This window comes from Paenibacillus massiliensis subsp. panacisoli DSM 21345 (assembly GCF_000426545.1).
Taxonomy (GTDB): Bacteria; Bacillota; Bacilli; order Paenibacillales; family Paenibacillaceae; genus Paenibacillus; species Paenibacillus panacisoli.
In genome coordinates, this window is record NZ_KE384535.1 from 326,958 (window position 1) to 343,874 (window position 16,917).

Genomic DNA, 16,917 nt, shown 5'->3' on the forward strand with positions numbered 1-16,917 from the left:
TATAACGGCAGTACTGACATGTAATGCATGGTGAATGGTAAGGTGAGCTGACACAGATCAGAACATAAGACTAGAAATGAGGTTAGCCTGAACTATGACTAAAACGAAATCCTATATTTATCTGCTTGCTTTCGCACTGTTAATCATTACTGTGGCAGAGTTCATTGGTATCCAATCCATACCCGTAGGTAATATCCGCATTAGTCTGCTTCCACTTGTATTCGCTATTCTGATCACGATGGTGCTGGGCATTCCCGCTCTGCGCAAAGGTATCATGACCAAAATTTACAGCAAGACGAATGTGAACTTCGCCAGTAAGTACTTGATATTTATTATGCTTCCGCTAATGGCTCGTTATGGGGCTGATGTAGCGCCGAAGCTGGATCAGATCCTGGAGGTAGGTTGGGTGTTCCTGCTTCAGGAGATTGGCAACCTCGGAACGATACTGCTCGGGCTGCCTGTCGCTATTCTGCTAGGATTGAGAAGAGAGGCCATCGGGTCAACACTGGGACTTGGACGCGAAGGAGAGCTGGCTTATATTTCTGAAAAGTATACACTGGATTCGCCTGAAGGACGAGGTGTATTGTCTCTCTATATTATAGGTACATTGTTTGGCACGCTGTTCTTCAGTATTATTGCTCCGGTCTTGCATGCATTGGGCTTCTCTATTGAAGCGCTAGCCATGTCTGCAGGCGTTGGCTCGGCCAGCATGATGACAGGGGCATCCTCGGCTCTGATTGCGATCAACCCGGAGATGACGGAGACGATCAATGGCTACGCAGCAGCAAGCCAATTGCTTACCAGTTTCCTGGGCACCTATACCATGGTCTTCCTGGCAGTTCCTCTGCAGCGCTTCATGTACAAATTCATGGTAAGAGGTGATCGTTAATGAATCCGGTAATTCATAAATATGGTAAATATGCGTTGATCATGCTGCTAAGCGTAAGTCTTATTCTCTTCACGGAGCAGGTCAAATTCTGGCGTGCGGGCGAGGGTAACCATGTTGGTCTTGGAACGGTATCCGGCTTGGCTGTGCTGTGGCTGTTCTCATTCATTGGAATTCTGATTGCTGAGGTGATGAAGAAGCAGCCGATCAAGTTCCTGGCGGAATTCCCGGTGCTGGGCTGGGTAGCCATTACCTCCCTGGTATGCTGTCTTGTCTCAGACGTGTTCATTACAGCCATTGCGAATGTCAATTTCCTATCTATTACAACCCCGATCCTTACCTTTGCGGGTATTTCAGTGGCCGACAGGCTGGTGGATCTTCGAAAGACGTCCTGGAAAATTGCCATTGTAGCTGTATTCGTCTTCACTGGCACGTATTTGGGAAGTGCAGTCATCTCGGAAATTGGTTTGTCACTGGCTGGAAGATAAATTATAACTGATTTCATAAGCCCGCTGATCCAGAATATTGGACAGCGGGCTTTTTTACTTCACGTGGTACCATGAAACATCACTTTCCATTATGAATCACAATAACAGTCATAGAAAATAATTATGACTTATATTGGGGTAATAATGTTGCATATAAAATATATATGACGTATTATATGAATCAATAAAGCAATAAGTTGGTAAATCACCTTCTGACTGGCATCATAATAGACCTCATGAAGGAGGCGGGCGGCGGGATAATGATAACGGTGCTGAACAGATATAGCGGTCAGCGACACGATGTGGATTCCGGGACCTGCACAGCCTGCATGGAACGGAAGCGGAGGGATTGACGATCGAACTAACACCAAGACAAATGGATATTGTAAACATTGTACAAAAGCATGCACCGATTACTGGTGAGCAGATTGCAGAAATGCTGAATGTCAGTCGGCCCACCCTGCGGACAGACCTCTCCAAGCTGGTAATCTTGAATTATATTGATGCCAAGCCCAAGGTAGGCTACTTTCTCGGCAAGCGTGGCACACAGAACCGGGATGAGAAATTCCGCCTTCTGCAAATGAAGGTAGGAGACATTCATAGCGTACCCGTGATTGTCCGGGAGACGACGACGATTCAGGATGCCGTAGTATCTCTTTTTCTGGCGAATGTCGGGAATCTGATCGTTACCGATGAGCACGGACATCTGGCAGGTGTAGCGTCGCGGAAGGATTTTCTGAAGGTCACACTCGGTAATCCTACAGCAGGTACCATTCCGGTGAGTATGATTATGACCAGGCAACCGAATGTGGTCACAGTATCTCCGGAAGACACCATTATGGACGCAGCTCGCAAGATTATTTCTCATCAGATTGACAGTCTTCCAGTCGTCATTCCGGTAGAGTCAGACTCGCCTGGGGAGCAATGGAAGGTTGTGGGTCGCATTACCAAGACGAATATCATTAAAATGTTGCTGGATATGGTAGCAGAGGAATAGTGGGAGGAATGGGATGGTTCAGTCTTCAAGTCACTTTATAGCGGTATGCTCAGACTCGATTGGCGAGACAGCCGAGGCGGTAGTGCTGGCTACGATGAGACAGTTCGAGCTGCCGAACACAGAGATCAAACGATATATGAATGTAAGAGATGAAGAGGAATTGACCCAGATGATGGAGGAGGTCGCAAGGCGTGGTGGATTTGTGGCCTATACACTGGTCCAGCCCGAGCTGCGAGAGCTCATCAAGGAGGAAGCGGTCAGACTGAATGTGCGGGCTGTGGATGTGATGGGGCCGATGATGCAAGCGATGGCTGATACCTTCAACAATGATCCCAAAGAGAAGCCGGGTCTGCTCCATCGACTGGATGATACGTATTTTCGGCGAGTGGAAGCGATTGACTTCGCAGTACAATACGACGATGGCAAGGATGTAAGCGCAATACAAAGAGCGGATATCATATTGCTGGGTGTCTCGCGCATATCCAAGACACCACTCTCGATGTTTTTGGCACACAAGGGCTTCAAGACGGTGAACTTCCCGCTCGTTCCAGAGCTGACGGCACCTGCGCAGCTATGGGAGGCATTACCTGGTAAAATATTCGGCTTGACGATCAAGCCAGAGGATCTGCTGAAGATTCGCAGTGAGCGCTTGAAGGTCATGGGACTGCCGCATAATGTGCAGTACGCCACACTGGAGCGCATTCAGGAGGAAATTGATTACGCCATGAAGCTCTTCGCCGAGCTCGGCTGCCCGGTTATTGACGTGACAGATAAAGCGATTGAAGAGACTGCGGGACTTATTACTAAAGAGCTGTAACGCTAATTAACGCTTGCTTACAAATGAAACAAGAAGCGTATATATGGAGGGATGATGGTTATGGAAAGTCAATTGGCCTTGGAGTTGGTACGTATTACAGAAGCGGCTGCTTTGGAATCCGCCAGATGGACAGGTCGCGGTGACAAGCATAGTGCAGATGATGCCGCTACCGTAGCCATTCGAACTCATTTTAATTCAGTATCCATGGATGGCACCGTCGTCATTGGCGAAGGTGAGATGGATGAAGCCCCCATGCTGTATATCGGTGAAAAAGTGGGTAACCGGAAGGGGCCCAAAATCGATATTGCTGTAGATCCATTGGAAGGCACAGAGACGGTGGCTAACGGGCTGAATAATGCCCTGTCCGTCATTGCCGCTGCTCCAGCGGGCAGCTTGCTGCACGCTCCCGATATCTATATGCAGAAGCTGGCTGTGGGACCGGAGCTGGCTGGCAAGCTCTCATTGGATGATTCCATGGAAGATACCTTGATTAAGGCATCACGTATTCTAGATAAGTCCCTGTCTGACCTCACAGTCTCCATCCTGGACCGTACCCGTCATGAGCATCTGATTAGTGTCCTGCGTAGAGCAGGTGTGCGTATCAAATTGCTCGGTCATGGGGATGTTATGGCTGCCATTGACACCTGCACAGATAGCGGTGTGGATATGTATGTGGGGTCCGGCGGTGCCCCGGAAGGCGTTCTGGCGGCAGCTGCCCTGAAATGCATGGGTGGTGAAATTCAGGGGCGCTTGCTTCCCGAAAACGATGAGGATGTGGCCCGTTGCATTCGGATGGGCTTGCAGCACCCAGATGCACTGCTGAGTATGGATGCAATGGTCGGTGATCAGGGCGTGCTGTTCGTAGCCACGGGAGTAACTCCTGGCGATTTCCTGCCAGGTGTGAAGTACCTGCCGCGCAATCAGGCTGAGACGCATTCGGTGGTCATGTATTCCGAGACGAAGACAGTCCGGTTCGTGCGCAGCATGCACCGTTTGCCGCTACTGCAAAGTGATCTGGCCGCTGCAGTCTCCTATTAATTCTATGAAGTTAGATTGTAGTTCGGTATTATCCGTATTTTAATCCAGCAGGATTGGAATGTGGTTAATATAGCTTTGACTTTATTGCCATTGTGTAATACTCCGTACTTGGCGTACTTGGGCAGCCTGCTCGGGTACGCTCTTTTTGTATCTATAATGATGAGAGGGGTTCTTTAATTCCTCCTGGTCATGTAAGGTATAGCTGATTATATGCTGTATAGTGGGTGTTCCTAAGCAGTTGTTTGTAAGAATATTACTAATTTGGACGTATGAATTTAGCTGTGCTAGACTATTAGAATTACATGGAAAGGAAACTCAAACGAATGACAAACAAAGTTACGAAGATTATGGGCGCAACTCTATTGTCTATTTCACTTATTGCTGGAGTTAGTAGTACTGTGTCGGCAAATGACATTTTAGTATCCAAAGAAGAAAATGAAATCATTAAAGATAACCCTTCAATCAAGGATTCACTAACATGGGAATTGAAGGGGAATGTAATGGACCCTACGAATACCTATTCTGTGACTGCTGGATATCCAAATATAAAACTGTATGCAAAAAATACAGGAGCCGCACCCTATAGAGTTGAGGTGCAGCACATCAGCAAGAAAAGGGTTATTTTTAATGAGACCGTTGCAGTAGGTAAGACTGTAGAAGTCATAAATAATGACAGTAATCCACTCGTTCCCTCAGGCACTTATTTAATAACTATTTATGGTGGAGCAGGCCTCCCCAAAGGAGAACTTGTTCTTGAAAGCTCCAACACGAAATGGCCTTTAAAAAAAGAAACACGATAGCAGCGATAATAACGTGCCGTACAGATTCAACTTTTCAATTCCAGTTCTCGCCTTTTAGCGAGGGCTTTTTTGTAGTCAGCATGAACAAGGTTCTAATTGGCCCCAAAACTTGAAAAATATTATGCGTGTTGATGACTATATCTCTAGTCTATCAGGGTAGCAGCCATACGATGAGCGGAGCTAGCATTGAGCCGAACACTGCGCTGAGCGTAAGTGCAACTGTGCTCGTAGAGACCACAACCGGGCCGAATTCTACCGCTTTGCTCGTCCCAAGCGCGTGTGAAGCGGCTCCAAATCCGATGCCTAGCCCGATATCATTAGTGATTCTGAAGCATCTGAAAATCATAGGTCCGAGTACGACACCTGTAAAGCCGGCGATCATCACGAACACCGAGGTAATGGATGCATTCCCGCCTAATCCTCCGGCAATGCCCATCGCCACAGGTGTTGTGATCGACTTGGGCAGTAGGGAAATGATCAGCTCCGTGGGATAGTCCATCCATAAAGCCAACCCGATGCCGCTCAACATGCCTGTCAGAATTCCGACAGCAGTTCCTCCAAGTACAGCCCGCCATTCTTTTAGCAAAACATCCAGCTGCTTGTACATGGGATAGGCTAACGCTATAACCGCTGGGCCGAGACAATAATTGAGCCACTGTCCGCCTCTCATGAACACATCATAAGAGGTTCCCACACCCAGTAGGAGGATGATAATCAGCATAGAGCAAGTCAAGGTTGGTACGAGAATCGCCCACTTGAGCTTCCGGTACAGTGCGTTCAGCACAGTGAACAGCACCAGGATAGCTATAACTATGGCTGCTTCGAGAAGGATTTCGAGCATGTGGCAGCCTCCTCGGAATTTGACGTCAGCTTGCTGAGCCACTGTGTGGCTTTAGCGGAGAGAACCATGGTCAGCAGCGTGCTGAATATTACAATGAAGATTAGCCACTGTCCACCACCGGTGAACACGTGGAAGTAGTTCATGACCCCAACGGTGGCAGGCACCAAGAAGAGGGGAATATACTTCTGCAGAAATGTAGCTCCATGCATGACCCAATTCTCTGGAATGATGTGTAGTTTGAGTGCCACAAACAACAGTAACAGCCCGAATATGCTGCCAGGAATCGGGAGTCCGGTGAGCATCTGAAGCAGTAGCCCTGCACCGTAAAATGTAGTGAGTAGAGCAAGCTGTAAGAAAAATGAGATGATTTTCATAGTGTAGTGGAGAGTCTAACGCTCTCCATGTGCCCCCTTGCAGTCTAAAAATGTAAAGCTATCTTATCCCAACGTTATTGGTTTCTACAAGAGCCGAATTGAAAGAGTAGAAAAGTAAGCGTTGACATCAAAAATCTTATATGCTAATTTGGTGTTGTAAGCACCTAACCGAATACGGGATTGTTACTGGTAAAGCAGGCAAGACCTAAATTGTAGAGCATGGGATACGTATGTATTCTGCCAACTCTTACGATTTAGGTCTTTTTTTGTTGCTGATCACGTCCCGCAAGACCATATGACACAGCTAAGGGGGATTAAACAATGAGCAAATTTACAGAGCTCTCCAATCGTATTGTAGAGCATGTAGGTGGCGAGGAAAACGTTGTTGAGCTTTATCACTGCATGACGCGGCTTCGCTTTAAGCTAAAGGATTTCGCAAAGGCGGACAAGCAGCAGCTTGAACAGTTGGATGGAGTAATAACGGTGGTGCAAGGAAACGGGCAGTATCAGGTGGTCATTGGCAATGATGTTAATGCTGTATACAAAGAGATCATTGCACAGCATGACATCAAGGCAGCAGGAGAGGCGAAGGAAGAGGCCAAAGGTGAAAAATCCGGCAATCTGATCACACGCTTCTTCAACACCATGTCAGGGATTATGACGCCAATCGTACCGGCCTTAGCCGGGGCAGGGATGCTGAAGGCTGTGCTGGTGATTCTAAGCACGACGCTTGAGGTGCTGTCTCAGGACAGCAGTACCTACAAGATTCTGGCAGCCGCTGGCAACAGCGTATTTTATTTTCTGCCGCTGCTATTAGCCATTTCGACGGCAAGGCACTTCGGAGCGAATATGTTCGTTTCCCTGACCATCATGGGCGCCTTGCTTGAGCCGAATTTTACAGGTCTGATGAAGAGCATCGGAGATGTCACCAGCTTTATCGGCATTCCAGTCGTACTCATGTCTTATACAGGAACATTGATTCCGGCGATGCTGACCATTTGGGTCTATTCTTACCTGGAACGTTACCTTAAAAAAATCATTCCCGCCAATATCCAGATGTTCGCCGTACCGCTGCTATCTCTGATGATTATGGTGCCGCTGGCCGCCGCTGCAGTCGGTCCGGTGGGTGTATATCTCGGAAATGGGATCGCATCAGGAATTAATTATCTCAGCAGCTCCAACGGGCTCATCATGGGCGCTCTGATCGGTGGGGGCTGGACACTGCTTGTCATGTTCGGACTTCATTGGGGGATCGTCCCGGCGATGCTGAACAACCTTAGTCTGCATGGGTTCGATACGATCAAGCCGCCCTCCGCAGCAGCTACCTTTGCTTCCTCCGGCGCTGCGCTAGGAGTGTTCCTGAAGGCCAAGGACAAGAAGCTAAAAGCCTATGCCTTATCTGCTTTGATGCCGTCCATTCTGGCTGGTGTAACGGAACCGATTGTGTACGGAATTTCAGTGAAGCTGAAACGCCCATTAATTGCCCAGATTATAGGCGGTGTGATCGGTGGTGCGTTTATCGGTGCGTTCCACTCCACGGTACTTGCTTATGTATTTCCAGCTGTTACGACATTGCCTGCCTTTGCAACCGACACCTTTGTCTATTTCCTGATTGGAATCACTGCTGCCTTCGTCATTACGGCTGTACTGACTTATATATTCGGCTTTGAGGAGCAAGCAGAGGTAGCACCGTCTGATAGGAGCAAGGCAGAGACCCTGCAACAGCAAGCCTCTTCCATTCCGGTAGCAGACGCTCAAGAAACAGGCGTAGCTGCTCCAGTTAGCGGCCAGGTCATTTCTCTTCAAGAAGTCTCTGATCCGGTATTCTCTTCCGGTGCTATGGGGGACGGGGTAGCTATAATACCAGAAGAAGGAAAAATCTATGCCCCGGTCGCCGGAACCGTAACATCCATAGCCAAGAGCAAGCATGCCATTGGTATTACAGCAGACGATGGCTTCGAAATCCTGATTCATGTTGGGTTGAATACCGTTAAGCTCAAAGGAGCACCGTTCGTGCTAAAAGTAACCGAGCAGCAGCAGGTTCGCGAAGGAGAACTCCTGATGGAGTTCGATCTGGAAGCGATTCGCCAAGCAGGTCTTGAACTGACGACACCTGTCATAGTGACGAATCTGAATACATTTCACCGTGTAGAGGCGACAGCCAAGCGTCAGGTCTTGTATCGTGAGCCGCTGCTGAAGCTGCATGAATAATGACAAACTAAAAAAATGGGGGTTGAGACTGTGGATCATCGCACTAAATCACCGTTTCCGGACGGTTTTCTGTGGGGAGCGGCATCCGCCGCTTATCAGATTGAAGGAGCCTGGGATGCGGACGGAAAGGGGCCTTCCGTATGGGATACTTTCACCAAGCAGGAAGGAACGACGTTCCAAGGTTCTAATGGGGATATAGCTGTCGATCACTACCATCGCTATAAGGAAGACATTGCACTGATGGCTGAGCAAGGCCTGAAGGCTTACCGCTTCTCCGTTGCCTGGAGCCGTATTTATCCAACTGGACGGGGGGAGGTAAACGAACAGGGGCTGGCCTTCTATGATGACCTGATCAATGAACTGATTGCTCATGGCATTGAACCGATTTTAACCCTGTACCATTGGGATCTGCCGCAGGCTTTGATGGATGAGTACGGAGGATGGGAGTCGCGCCGAATTATCGAGGATTTTGATCATTATGCAGTTACGCTCTTCCGCCGTTATGGGGATCGGGTAAAGTATTGGGTATCCCTGAATGAACAGAACTATTTTGTAAGCTACGGCTATGAGACGGCACTTCATCCACCGGGCGTTCGTGATCGCAAGCGCATGTATGAAGTCAACCATATTGCGAATCTGGCTAATGCCACCGTCATTCGCTCCTTTCGTTCGTGGGTTCCTGACGGGCTGATTGGCCCGAGCTTTGCTTACAAGCCGTATTATCCCATCAATTCTGATCCAGCCAATGTGCTGGCTTATGAGAACAGCGAGGACTTGAACAATTACTTCTGGATGGATATTTACGCCTGGGGACGTTATCCGACTACGGCCTGGAGGTATCTGGAGGAGAATGGCTTGACACCGACGGTCGAGCCTGGGGATTTTGAGCTGCTGGCATCCGCCAAGCCTGATTTTATGGGCGTCAATTACTACCGTACAACCACAGTAGAGCATTATGGACTGCATAACGAGCTTGAGCTTGGGCTTAAAAATACATCTGGTGCAAAGGGCTCTACCAAGCACTCTGGTATACCCGGGCTGTACAAGACTGCGGCTAATCCCTTTGTGGAGACTACCAATTGGGACTGGGACATTGATCCGCAAGGACTGCGTATTGGCATGCGCCGCATTATGAACCGTTATCAGCTGCCAGTACTGATCACTGAGAACGGACTTGGCGAGTTCGACAAGCTGGAGCAGGGCGAGCTCGTCCGTGACGACTATCGTATCGCCTATCTTCGCAGCCATCTAGCTGCCATTCAGGATGCGATCTCGGATGGAGTAGAGGTCCTAGGCTATTGCGCATGGTCTTTCACAGATCTGTTGAGCTGGCTGAATGGGTATCAGAAGCGTTATGGTTTTGTGTATGTGGATCGGGATGAATTGGACGCTAAAGAGCTGCGCCGTATCAAGAAAGAAAGCTATTACTGGTATAAAAATGTCATTGAGAGTAACGGTGAGCAATTGTAAAGAAGGCACAGGGACAAGTACGTTCTTAGAATAATGGCCACCATCACGGCTCCTATTATTACGACTACTATAATCACGACTACTTATTGAAACGAGGTAGAAGACATGATTTCAAACACAGCATTTCCCAAGCAATTTCTATGGGGGGGCGCCATAGCCGCCAACCAGGCAGAAGGAGCTTGGAAGGAGGGTGGCAGAGGCCCATCTATTAATGATGCCTTGCGACATGGAATCGTAAATGGCGTGCTGGATGAGGAAATTGATTCAGGTGTGTACTATCCAAGTCATGAGGCCATTGACTTCTATCATCATTATAAGGAGGATGTGGCACTCTTCGCAGAAATGGGCTTCAAATGTCTGCGCACCTCGATAGCCTGGTCCCGGATTTTCCCGAAGGGGGATGAGGAGGAGCCGAATGAAGCCGGTTTGCAGTTCTACGATCAATTATTTGATGAACTGCTCCATTATGGGATCGAGCCAGTCATTACAATCTCCCACTTCGAGACGCCGCTCCACCTGGTGCGGGAATATGGAGGATGGACGAACCGGAAGCTTGTTGCCTTTTTTACTCGCTACTGCGAGGTCATCTTCAGACGTTATGGACACAAGGTAAAATACTGGATGGGCTTCAACGAAATTAACCACATGCATACGATTCCGCTGGCTGCAGGTGGTATTGAGCTACGGAACCCGGAGCATAAGCTGCAGGACATATACCAAGCCAGCCACCATCTGTTCGTGGCTAGTGCTGCGGCCACCAAGCTATTGCATGAAATCATTCCGGGTGCCCAGATGGGGTGTATGCTCTCGTTAAGCATTATCTATCCGAATTCCTGTAATCCTGATGATGTATTTGAGAGCTACGAGCTACGGCGCCGTTCACTATTCTACTCGGATGTGCTGCTGCGCGGCGCGTATCCCAAGTATGCAGAGCGAATCTTCAGAGAGCATGATATCAAGCTGGTCATGGAGCCGACAGACTTGGCATTGATCAAGGACTATCCTGCTGATTACATTGGATTTAGCTACTATCGCAGTACGACGCATAAGGCAGGCATGCCGATTTTGGGGAATACTGGTGGTATTATGGGGCTGGATAACCCGCATCTGCGAAAGACCTCATGGGGCTGGCCCATTGATCCGAAAGGACTGCGCTACGTATGTAATGAAATCTATGATCGGTACGAGAAGCCCATCTTCATCGTAGAGAACGGATTTGGTGATCGGGACGAGATTCATGCGGACGGAACGATTGTGGATGACAGTCGTATTCAGTATCTCAATAAGCACCTAATAGAGCTTCATCAGGCTATGCTGGATGGATGTGAGATCATGGGATACACCTGGTGGGGACCCATCGATATTGTCAGTGCTGGCACAGGGGAGATGAATAAGCGCTATGGCTTCATCTATGTGGACAAAGACAATGAAGGACGTGGAACGCTGCGCCGCATGAAGAAGAAGAGCTTCTACTGGTATCAGCAAGTCATCGCTACGAATGGAGAGATTCTCTTACAGGCAAAGGACGATTCAGATGAGAATAGAGCGAATACTGAACAATAATGTAATCATCGTCATGAATGAGCATCATAAGGAATCGGTCATTATGGGGAAGGGGATTGCTTTTCAGAAGAAGGCCGGTGACCATGTCGATAATGACAAGATTGAGAAGATGTTCACACTGGACAATAAGAGACTGTCAGAGAAGCTGCAGGCCTTGCTTGCGGAAATACCAATGGAGCACATGGAGGCGTCGGAGAAAATTATTAATTATGCCAAGCTCCAGTTGGGTAAAATTTTGCATGATAGCATATATGTCACCCTTACGGATCATATCAGCTTTGCGATCAAGCGCGCTTTCAAGGGGATGGACCTCAAGAATCCGCTGTTATGGGAGGTCAAGCGCTTCTATAAAGAAGAGTTTGAGGTTGGGCTAAAGGCCCTTCAAATACTGCGCCAGGATCTGGGTGTAGTGCTCTCGGAGGACGAAGCGGCACAGATTGCTCTTCATCTGGTGAATGCCGAGCTGAATGAGAACATGGGTAATATGGTTGATATTACTAAGGTCATGCATGATGTACTCAGCATCGTCCGCAAGCATTTTGCATTTGAATATGATGAAGATTCGCTCGTATATTTTCGATTCATTACACATTTGAAATTTTTCGCCCAGCGTCTGATCAACGGAACAGATGCCACCAGCACGGACAATGCACTGTTTGGGATGGTAAAGGAGCAATATAAAGAAGCCTTCGCCTGTGTGGAACGGATCAAGGTGTATATTCACAAGACATACCAGCGTGAGCTGACCAACGAAGAAATGCTGTATTTGACCATCCACATTGAGCGTGTAGTCAACCATCGCTAAATTAGAGTGTGATTTGGCATCGCAAGAATCTCTGATGCAATACAAGAAATTAAGGCTGTTCCCCAGGAAATGCGGGTCCTGCGGGAATCAGCCTTTTTTTCATAGAGAGAGGCGGTGGATTTTTGTCTACTTATTACCATAACATTAGGGTAAGATGTGCGAACAAACTGCTTATCCAGCTTACGTCGCGTGCTGACGGGATTTACATGCTTCCTGGAGTTGTAGAACTTTTAACTTACGAGGATATAAGGTATTCTGTTTATGTTGCAATTGCTGTAGGTGCTGAAGATGTAGCAGATTCAGGTACGGGAGTGCTGACTTGGATTCTTGTCACACTTGATGCATTGTACAACAAAACTAGATAACGGTAATAGATAAAAGGAGAGAATCGTATGAATGAAGTCATTAATACGCTGAAGGATCATCGTTCTATTCGTTCGTATACGAATGAGCCTGTCAGTCAGGAACAGCTGGATGCCATTATTAATGCTGCGCAAGCTGCTCCAACCTCCATTCATGGTCAACAGGTAACGGTCATTGGTGTCCAGGACGCTGAGCGTAAGGCGAAGATTGCCGAGCTCGCAGGTAATCAGAAATGGATTGCGGATGCGCCTGTATTTCTGCTGTTCTGCATGGATTTCAACAAGGCGCGGGTAGCCATGGAGATGGTAGGGGAAGAGATTGTCATTACGGACAGTGTAGAATCGACCATTGTGGGGGCGACCGATGTAGGGATTGCTCTGGGCTTTGCGATCGCTGCTGCTGAGTCGATGGGGCTTGGCATTGTTCCGATTGGCGGAGCGCGGCGGAATCCGATCGAACTGATTGAGCTGCTCGGACTGCCTCAATATGTAGTTCCTGTCTGCGGACTTGTCGTGGGTCATCCAGCGGATCGCTCAGGCTTGAAGCCTCGTCTTCCCAAGGCTACCTTCTATCATGAAGAGACGTATAATCATGAGCTCGCCCCGTGGATTGAGCAATTCAATGAACAGTATGGTCAATATCTGACGGAACGTGGAGCAGAGAAAGGACGCAACTGGTCTAATACGATTTCTGCATACTACACACGTCTGTACTACCCTCACGTGCATCATATGGTGAAGAAGCAGGGCTTTGGATTAGATCGATAACCACCAGATTCGGAGTGGAATATCCAATTTGGACTTTGTAAACCGATTGAAATATGTACGAATTGTAATCTAATGTGTGCAACCTAAGTGATGGCTTGCATAGGCTCAATATAGCGTTTGTACGTTCATATAAGAAATATCCACGATGGTCAGGGGCAGCTTCCAGTAGTAATTACTGTAGAGGCTGCTTTTTCTTGTTCTATTTAAGCATCTCAGTAGTTGACAAGAGATTCATTGTAACTGATAATTATCAAGTGATAATCATTATCATTTATGTGCGAAAATTCTATATGAAGCAAGGAGATTAGGAGAATATGAAGAAAATCTGGAGTTCATGGATCACATTAATCGCACTGGTCGTGGTGCTGGCAGGGTGTGGAGCAGCAGGTGGGAATGGAAATACCGCTACCTCCAATACCGGTACGAATGAAGGGTCTAACACTACGGCAGCTGCTGAAGGACCCATCACCCTTAAGCACAAATACGGTGAGCTTACACTAGATAAGCCTGCTGTGCGCGTGGTTGCACTGGAGTGGACGCTCACAGAAGACTTGGTTGCCTTGGGCGTACAGCCTGTTGGTAGCGCCGACAATGAAAATTACAAGCTATGGGTCTCCCCAGAGGCGGCTCTGGACAGTAGTGTAACGGATGTCGGTATGCGCTGGGAGCCGAATCTGGAGGCCATTGCTGCGCTCAAGCCTGATTTGATTCTGTCCAACTCAGACAATAATGCTGCGATCTATGAGCAATTGAAGGCGATCGCGCCGACTATGGAATTCAATTTCTATGAGGGTGACGGATACAATTATGATCGCATGGTGGATGTCTTCAATGAAATCGCCAAAGCGGTAGGGAAGACAGATGAGGCTGCAAAGGTCATCAGTGATCTGGATCAGCATTATATTGAAGCCAAGCAAAAGCTTGCTGATGCAGGAAAATCTGATCTTCATTATGTGTTAACACAGGCGTTCACTGTGCAAAATGCAGCGACACTGCGTCTTTTCGCGGATAATTCCGTAGTCGCTGGTACCCTGGCCAAGATCGGGATGATCAACGACTGGAAAGCCGAGAAGCATGAGGCGTACGGCTTTGATACGAAGGGGATTGAGGCATTGCCAGCAGTACAGGACAGTAACTTCATCTATATAACACAAAAGGATGATGATGTATTCGGGAATGCGATGAAGGATAACTCTGTCTGGAAGGAACTGAATTTTGTTAAAGAAAACCGCCTCTATGCGCTGGATGGTACCTCGTGGACCTTCGGTGGGCCGATTTCATCCAAAGTTCTGGTAGATCAGGTAGTTGGTGAGCTTACCAAATGACCGGCGGTACAGCAGAGCATTCATCACAACATGGTTGGCGAATGACAAGTATTTTTGGGGGCGGGATTCTCGCCCTCTTGCTGATTTTTTTCATCAGTCTCTGTTACGGTGAGGCAGCTATTCCCTTAGCTACAGTATGGGATGCCTTAGCTCACCGTCAACAGTCACTGGAGCATAACATGATTTGGGATTTGCGCATGCCCCGAACCGTCATTGGCTTGTTGGCAGGAGGAGCTCTTGGAGTCGCTGGAGCTTTACTGCAGACGATAACCAAGAACCCACTCGCAGCCTCGGATACATTGGGGATCAATGCAGGTGCGTATTTTAGTGTTATTTTAGGTACGGTGATGTTCCCAAGCTTGTTGCAGCATTCCCCATTCCTGTTCGCTGCGGGGGGAGGACTGCTGGCAGCCGGCATGGCCTATGTCATGAGTGGAGGTCGCTCCGCAACGCCAGTAAGACTTGCTCTGTCCGGGCTGATCGTCTCGATGGTGCTGGGCTCGTTCACTAGTGCACTACATATTTTCTTTGCATTCGAGACGCAGGGATTGTTCCTGTGGGGTGGAGGCACATTGATCCAGAATGATTGGAGCGGTGTAGCGTATGCATGGCCATGGGTTGTGGGAGTAGCTGCTCTTGTCTGGTTGCTCTCCAGACAGTTCGATGTACTCGACCTGGATGAAGCGACTTCCTCCTCGCTTGGTCAGCGTGTGAATCTGACACGGGGGATCGGTCTGCTGCTCTCTGTAATATTGGCTGCCGTGATCGTCAGCGTCATTGGTCCGATAGGGTTCGTCGGTCTGGTGGCCCCCCACCTGGTGAGGCTCAGTGGTCTCAGGTCTCACCGACTGCTGATACCAGGTACGTTCTTATGGGGCGCGGTGCTGCTGACCGCAGCAGACGTCCTGGCACGAATGATTCGCAATGGAAGTATGGAGATGCCGACAGGCGCCATGATGGCACTGATTGGTGCCCCTTGGCTAATCTGGCTTGTATTGTCTCGCATGAAGCTCGCTGCTGGTGGGAATCATCAGACCTCGATGAGTGTCGGAGGCCGCTCCAGACGTGTTCGCTACGTCGGACTCGCATGGGCGCTTGGAACAGGTACCCTGTTGCTGCTTCTGCTCAGTACGATGTTCGGAGGAACGAAGATTCCGTTCATCGATTGGTTCTATACACTGATAGGGCAAGGAGAAGGACTTCATTCTGCCATGCTTCAGCTACGGATTCCACGCACGCTCGTTGCTGCTGGAGCAGGCGCTGCACTGGCTGTCAGTGGCGTGCTGATTCAGATGGCCGTCCGCAATCCGATGGCGGATGCATCTGTGCTAGGGGTATCGTCAGGAGCGGGTCTTGGAGCATTGGCGGTGCTGGTTGCGTTTCCACAGATTCCTATTGTGCTTCTGCCGATTGCAGCCATCATTGGAGCGGGTGCGGCAGCGTTCATTATTTTCTTCCTGTCATGGAATAAGGCACTCAGTCCGTCGGTCATCATCCTATTGGGGATCGCGGTCTCGGCAATGGCTGGCGCGGGAATTCAAGCCTTGATCGTTCGTGGCTCCCTGTATGGCAGTACAGCGTATGTCTGGCTAACGGGAAGCACATATGCACGGAGCTGGGAGCAGGTCTGGACGATTGGAATTTTCCTAGCGGTGCTACTTCCAGGTGCATGGTTGCTGGCCCGCCGCTTTGATCTGCTCGTCTTTGATGACCATACGTCGACGGGACTGGGACTTTCTGTTCGCCATACCCGTCTATGGGCAATGCTGGCGGGAGTACTACTGGCCGGAGGTGCTGTGGCTTGTGTAGGGACGATTGGCTTCATTGGCCTGATTGCACCACACATCGTGCGCGTATTGATCGGACATCATGTGCGCCATTCCATCGTGTTGTCGGCATTATTGGGAGCTGTACTGCTTGTATTGGCAGATACAGTAGGGCGAACAGTCATTGCTCCCACAGAGGTACCTTCAGGCTTGCTGATTGCACTGATTGGTGCACCTTACTTCCTGTACCTGATGTATCGCAGCAATTGGCGGAAGCCTGGCAAGGGCTGAAGTTAAGCACCCGTATAGACGATAAATAGTAGATAGAAAAATAGAAAGACAGAAAGATAGTAAAGATAGTAAAGATAGTAAAGATAGTAAAGATAGTAAAGATAGTAAAGATAGT

Annotated in this window: 15 protein-coding genes; 13 read left to right on the plus strand and 2 right to left on the minus strand. The window is 48.7% G+C overall.

Going from position 1 to position 16,917, the window contains the following annotated elements:
* Positions 1-94: 94 nt before the first annotated feature.
* The 6 genes from K331_RS0126860 (at position 95) to K331_RS0126885 (ending at position 5,026) form a co-directional block, all read left to right on the plus strand.
* Complete coding sequence (locus K331_RS0126860) at positions 95-889, plus strand: DUF3100 domain-containing protein (protein ID WP_028592701.1); 795 nt, start codon at positions 95-97, stop codon at positions 887-889.
* The gene (locus tag K331_RS0126865) at positions 889-1,374 is read left to right on the plus strand and encodes a hypothetical protein (RefSeq protein ID WP_028592702.1); all 486 of its coding nucleotides are present in this window, start codon (positions 889-891) and stop codon (positions 1,372-1,374) included. Before K331_RS0126860 ends, K331_RS0126865 begins: the two co-directional genes overlap by 1 nt.
* A 376-nt stretch (positions 1,375-1,750) precedes the next feature.
* Positions 1,751-2,371, plus strand: a complete 621-nt coding sequence (locus K331_RS0126870; RefSeq protein ID WP_036635982.1) for a helix-turn-helix transcriptional regulator — start codon at positions 1,751-1,753, stop codon at positions 2,369-2,371.
* Between the two features lie 13 nt (positions 2,372-2,384).
* Positions 2,385-3,188, plus strand: a complete 804-nt coding sequence (locus K331_RS0126875) for a pyruvate, water dikinase regulatory protein (RefSeq protein WP_028592704.1) — start codon at positions 2,385-2,387, stop codon at positions 3,186-3,188.
* 60 nt (positions 3,189-3,248) lie between these two features.
* Positions 3,249-4,226, plus strand: a complete 978-nt coding sequence (glpX, locus tag K331_RS0126880) for a class II fructose-bisphosphatase (RefSeq protein WP_028592705.1) — start codon at positions 3,249-3,251, stop codon at positions 4,224-4,226.
* Positions 4,227-4,549: 323 nt separating this feature from the next.
* Complete coding sequence (locus K331_RS0126885) at positions 4,550-5,026, plus strand: hypothetical protein (protein WP_028592706.1); 477 nt, start codon at positions 4,550-4,552, stop codon at positions 5,024-5,026.
* A 151-nt stretch (positions 5,027-5,177) separates the two neighbouring features.
* On the opposite strand, the gene K331_RS0126890 is transcribed toward K331_RS0126885, so the two are convergent.
* Both K331_RS0126890 and K331_RS0126895 read right to left on the minus strand, forming a co-directional pair.
* Positions 5,178-5,867, minus strand: coding sequence for an LrgB family protein (locus K331_RS0126890; protein WP_028592707.1), 690 nt, complete (start codon positions 5,865-5,867; stop codon positions 5,178-5,180).
* Positions 5,837-6,241, minus strand: coding sequence for a CidA/LrgA family protein (locus K331_RS0126895; RefSeq protein ID WP_028592708.1), 405 nt, complete (start codon positions 6,239-6,241; stop codon positions 5,837-5,839). Before K331_RS0126895 ends, K331_RS0126890 begins: the two co-directional genes overlap by 31 nt.
* 321 nt (positions 6,242-6,562) lie before the next feature.
* On the opposite strand from K331_RS0126895, the gene K331_RS0126900 reads away from it, so the two are divergent.
* From K331_RS0126900 to K331_RS0126930, 7 genes are all read left to right on the plus strand, one after another.
* The gene (locus K331_RS0126900; protein WP_028592709.1) at positions 6,563-8,452 is read left to right on the plus strand and encodes a beta-glucoside-specific PTS transporter subunit IIABC; all 1,890 of its coding nucleotides are present in this window, start codon (positions 6,563-6,565) and stop codon (positions 8,450-8,452) included.
* A gap of 15 nt (positions 8,453-8,467) precedes the next feature.
* On the plus strand, positions 8,468-9,922 hold the full coding sequence (locus K331_RS0126905) for a glycoside hydrolase family 1 protein (protein ID WP_156897723.1): 1,455 nt from the start codon (positions 8,468-8,470) through the stop codon (positions 9,920-9,922).
* Positions 9,923-10,027: 105 nt separating this feature from the next.
* Positions 10,028-11,485, plus strand: a complete 1,458-nt coding sequence (locus K331_RS30700; RefSeq protein WP_036635983.1) for a glycoside hydrolase family 1 protein — start codon at positions 10,028-10,030, stop codon at positions 11,483-11,485.
* Complete coding sequence (gene licT, locus K331_RS0126915) at positions 11,457-12,290, plus strand: BglG family transcription antiterminator LicT (protein WP_028592711.1); 834 nt, start codon at positions 11,457-11,459, stop codon at positions 12,288-12,290. The genes K331_RS30700 and licT overlap by 29 nt, the downstream gene beginning before the upstream one ends.
* A 392-nt stretch (positions 12,291-12,682) precedes the next feature.
* Positions 12,683-13,420 (plus strand): NADPH-dependent oxidoreductase, encoded by a 738-nt coding sequence (locus K331_RS0126920; RefSeq protein ID WP_025681793.1) that lies wholly within the window; start codon positions 12,683-12,685, stop codon positions 13,418-13,420.
* 314 nt (positions 13,421-13,734) lie between these two features.
* On the plus strand, positions 13,735-14,745 hold the full coding sequence (locus tag K331_RS0126925; RefSeq protein WP_028592712.1) for an ABC transporter substrate-binding protein: 1,011 nt from the start codon (positions 13,735-13,737) through the stop codon (positions 14,743-14,745).
* Positions 14,742-16,802, plus strand: coding sequence for an iron ABC transporter permease (locus K331_RS0126930; RefSeq protein ID WP_028592713.1), 2,061 nt, complete (start codon positions 14,742-14,744; stop codon positions 16,800-16,802). The genes K331_RS0126925 and K331_RS0126930 overlap by 4 nt, the downstream gene beginning before the upstream one ends.
* Positions 16,803-16,917 lie beyond the last annotated feature (115 nt).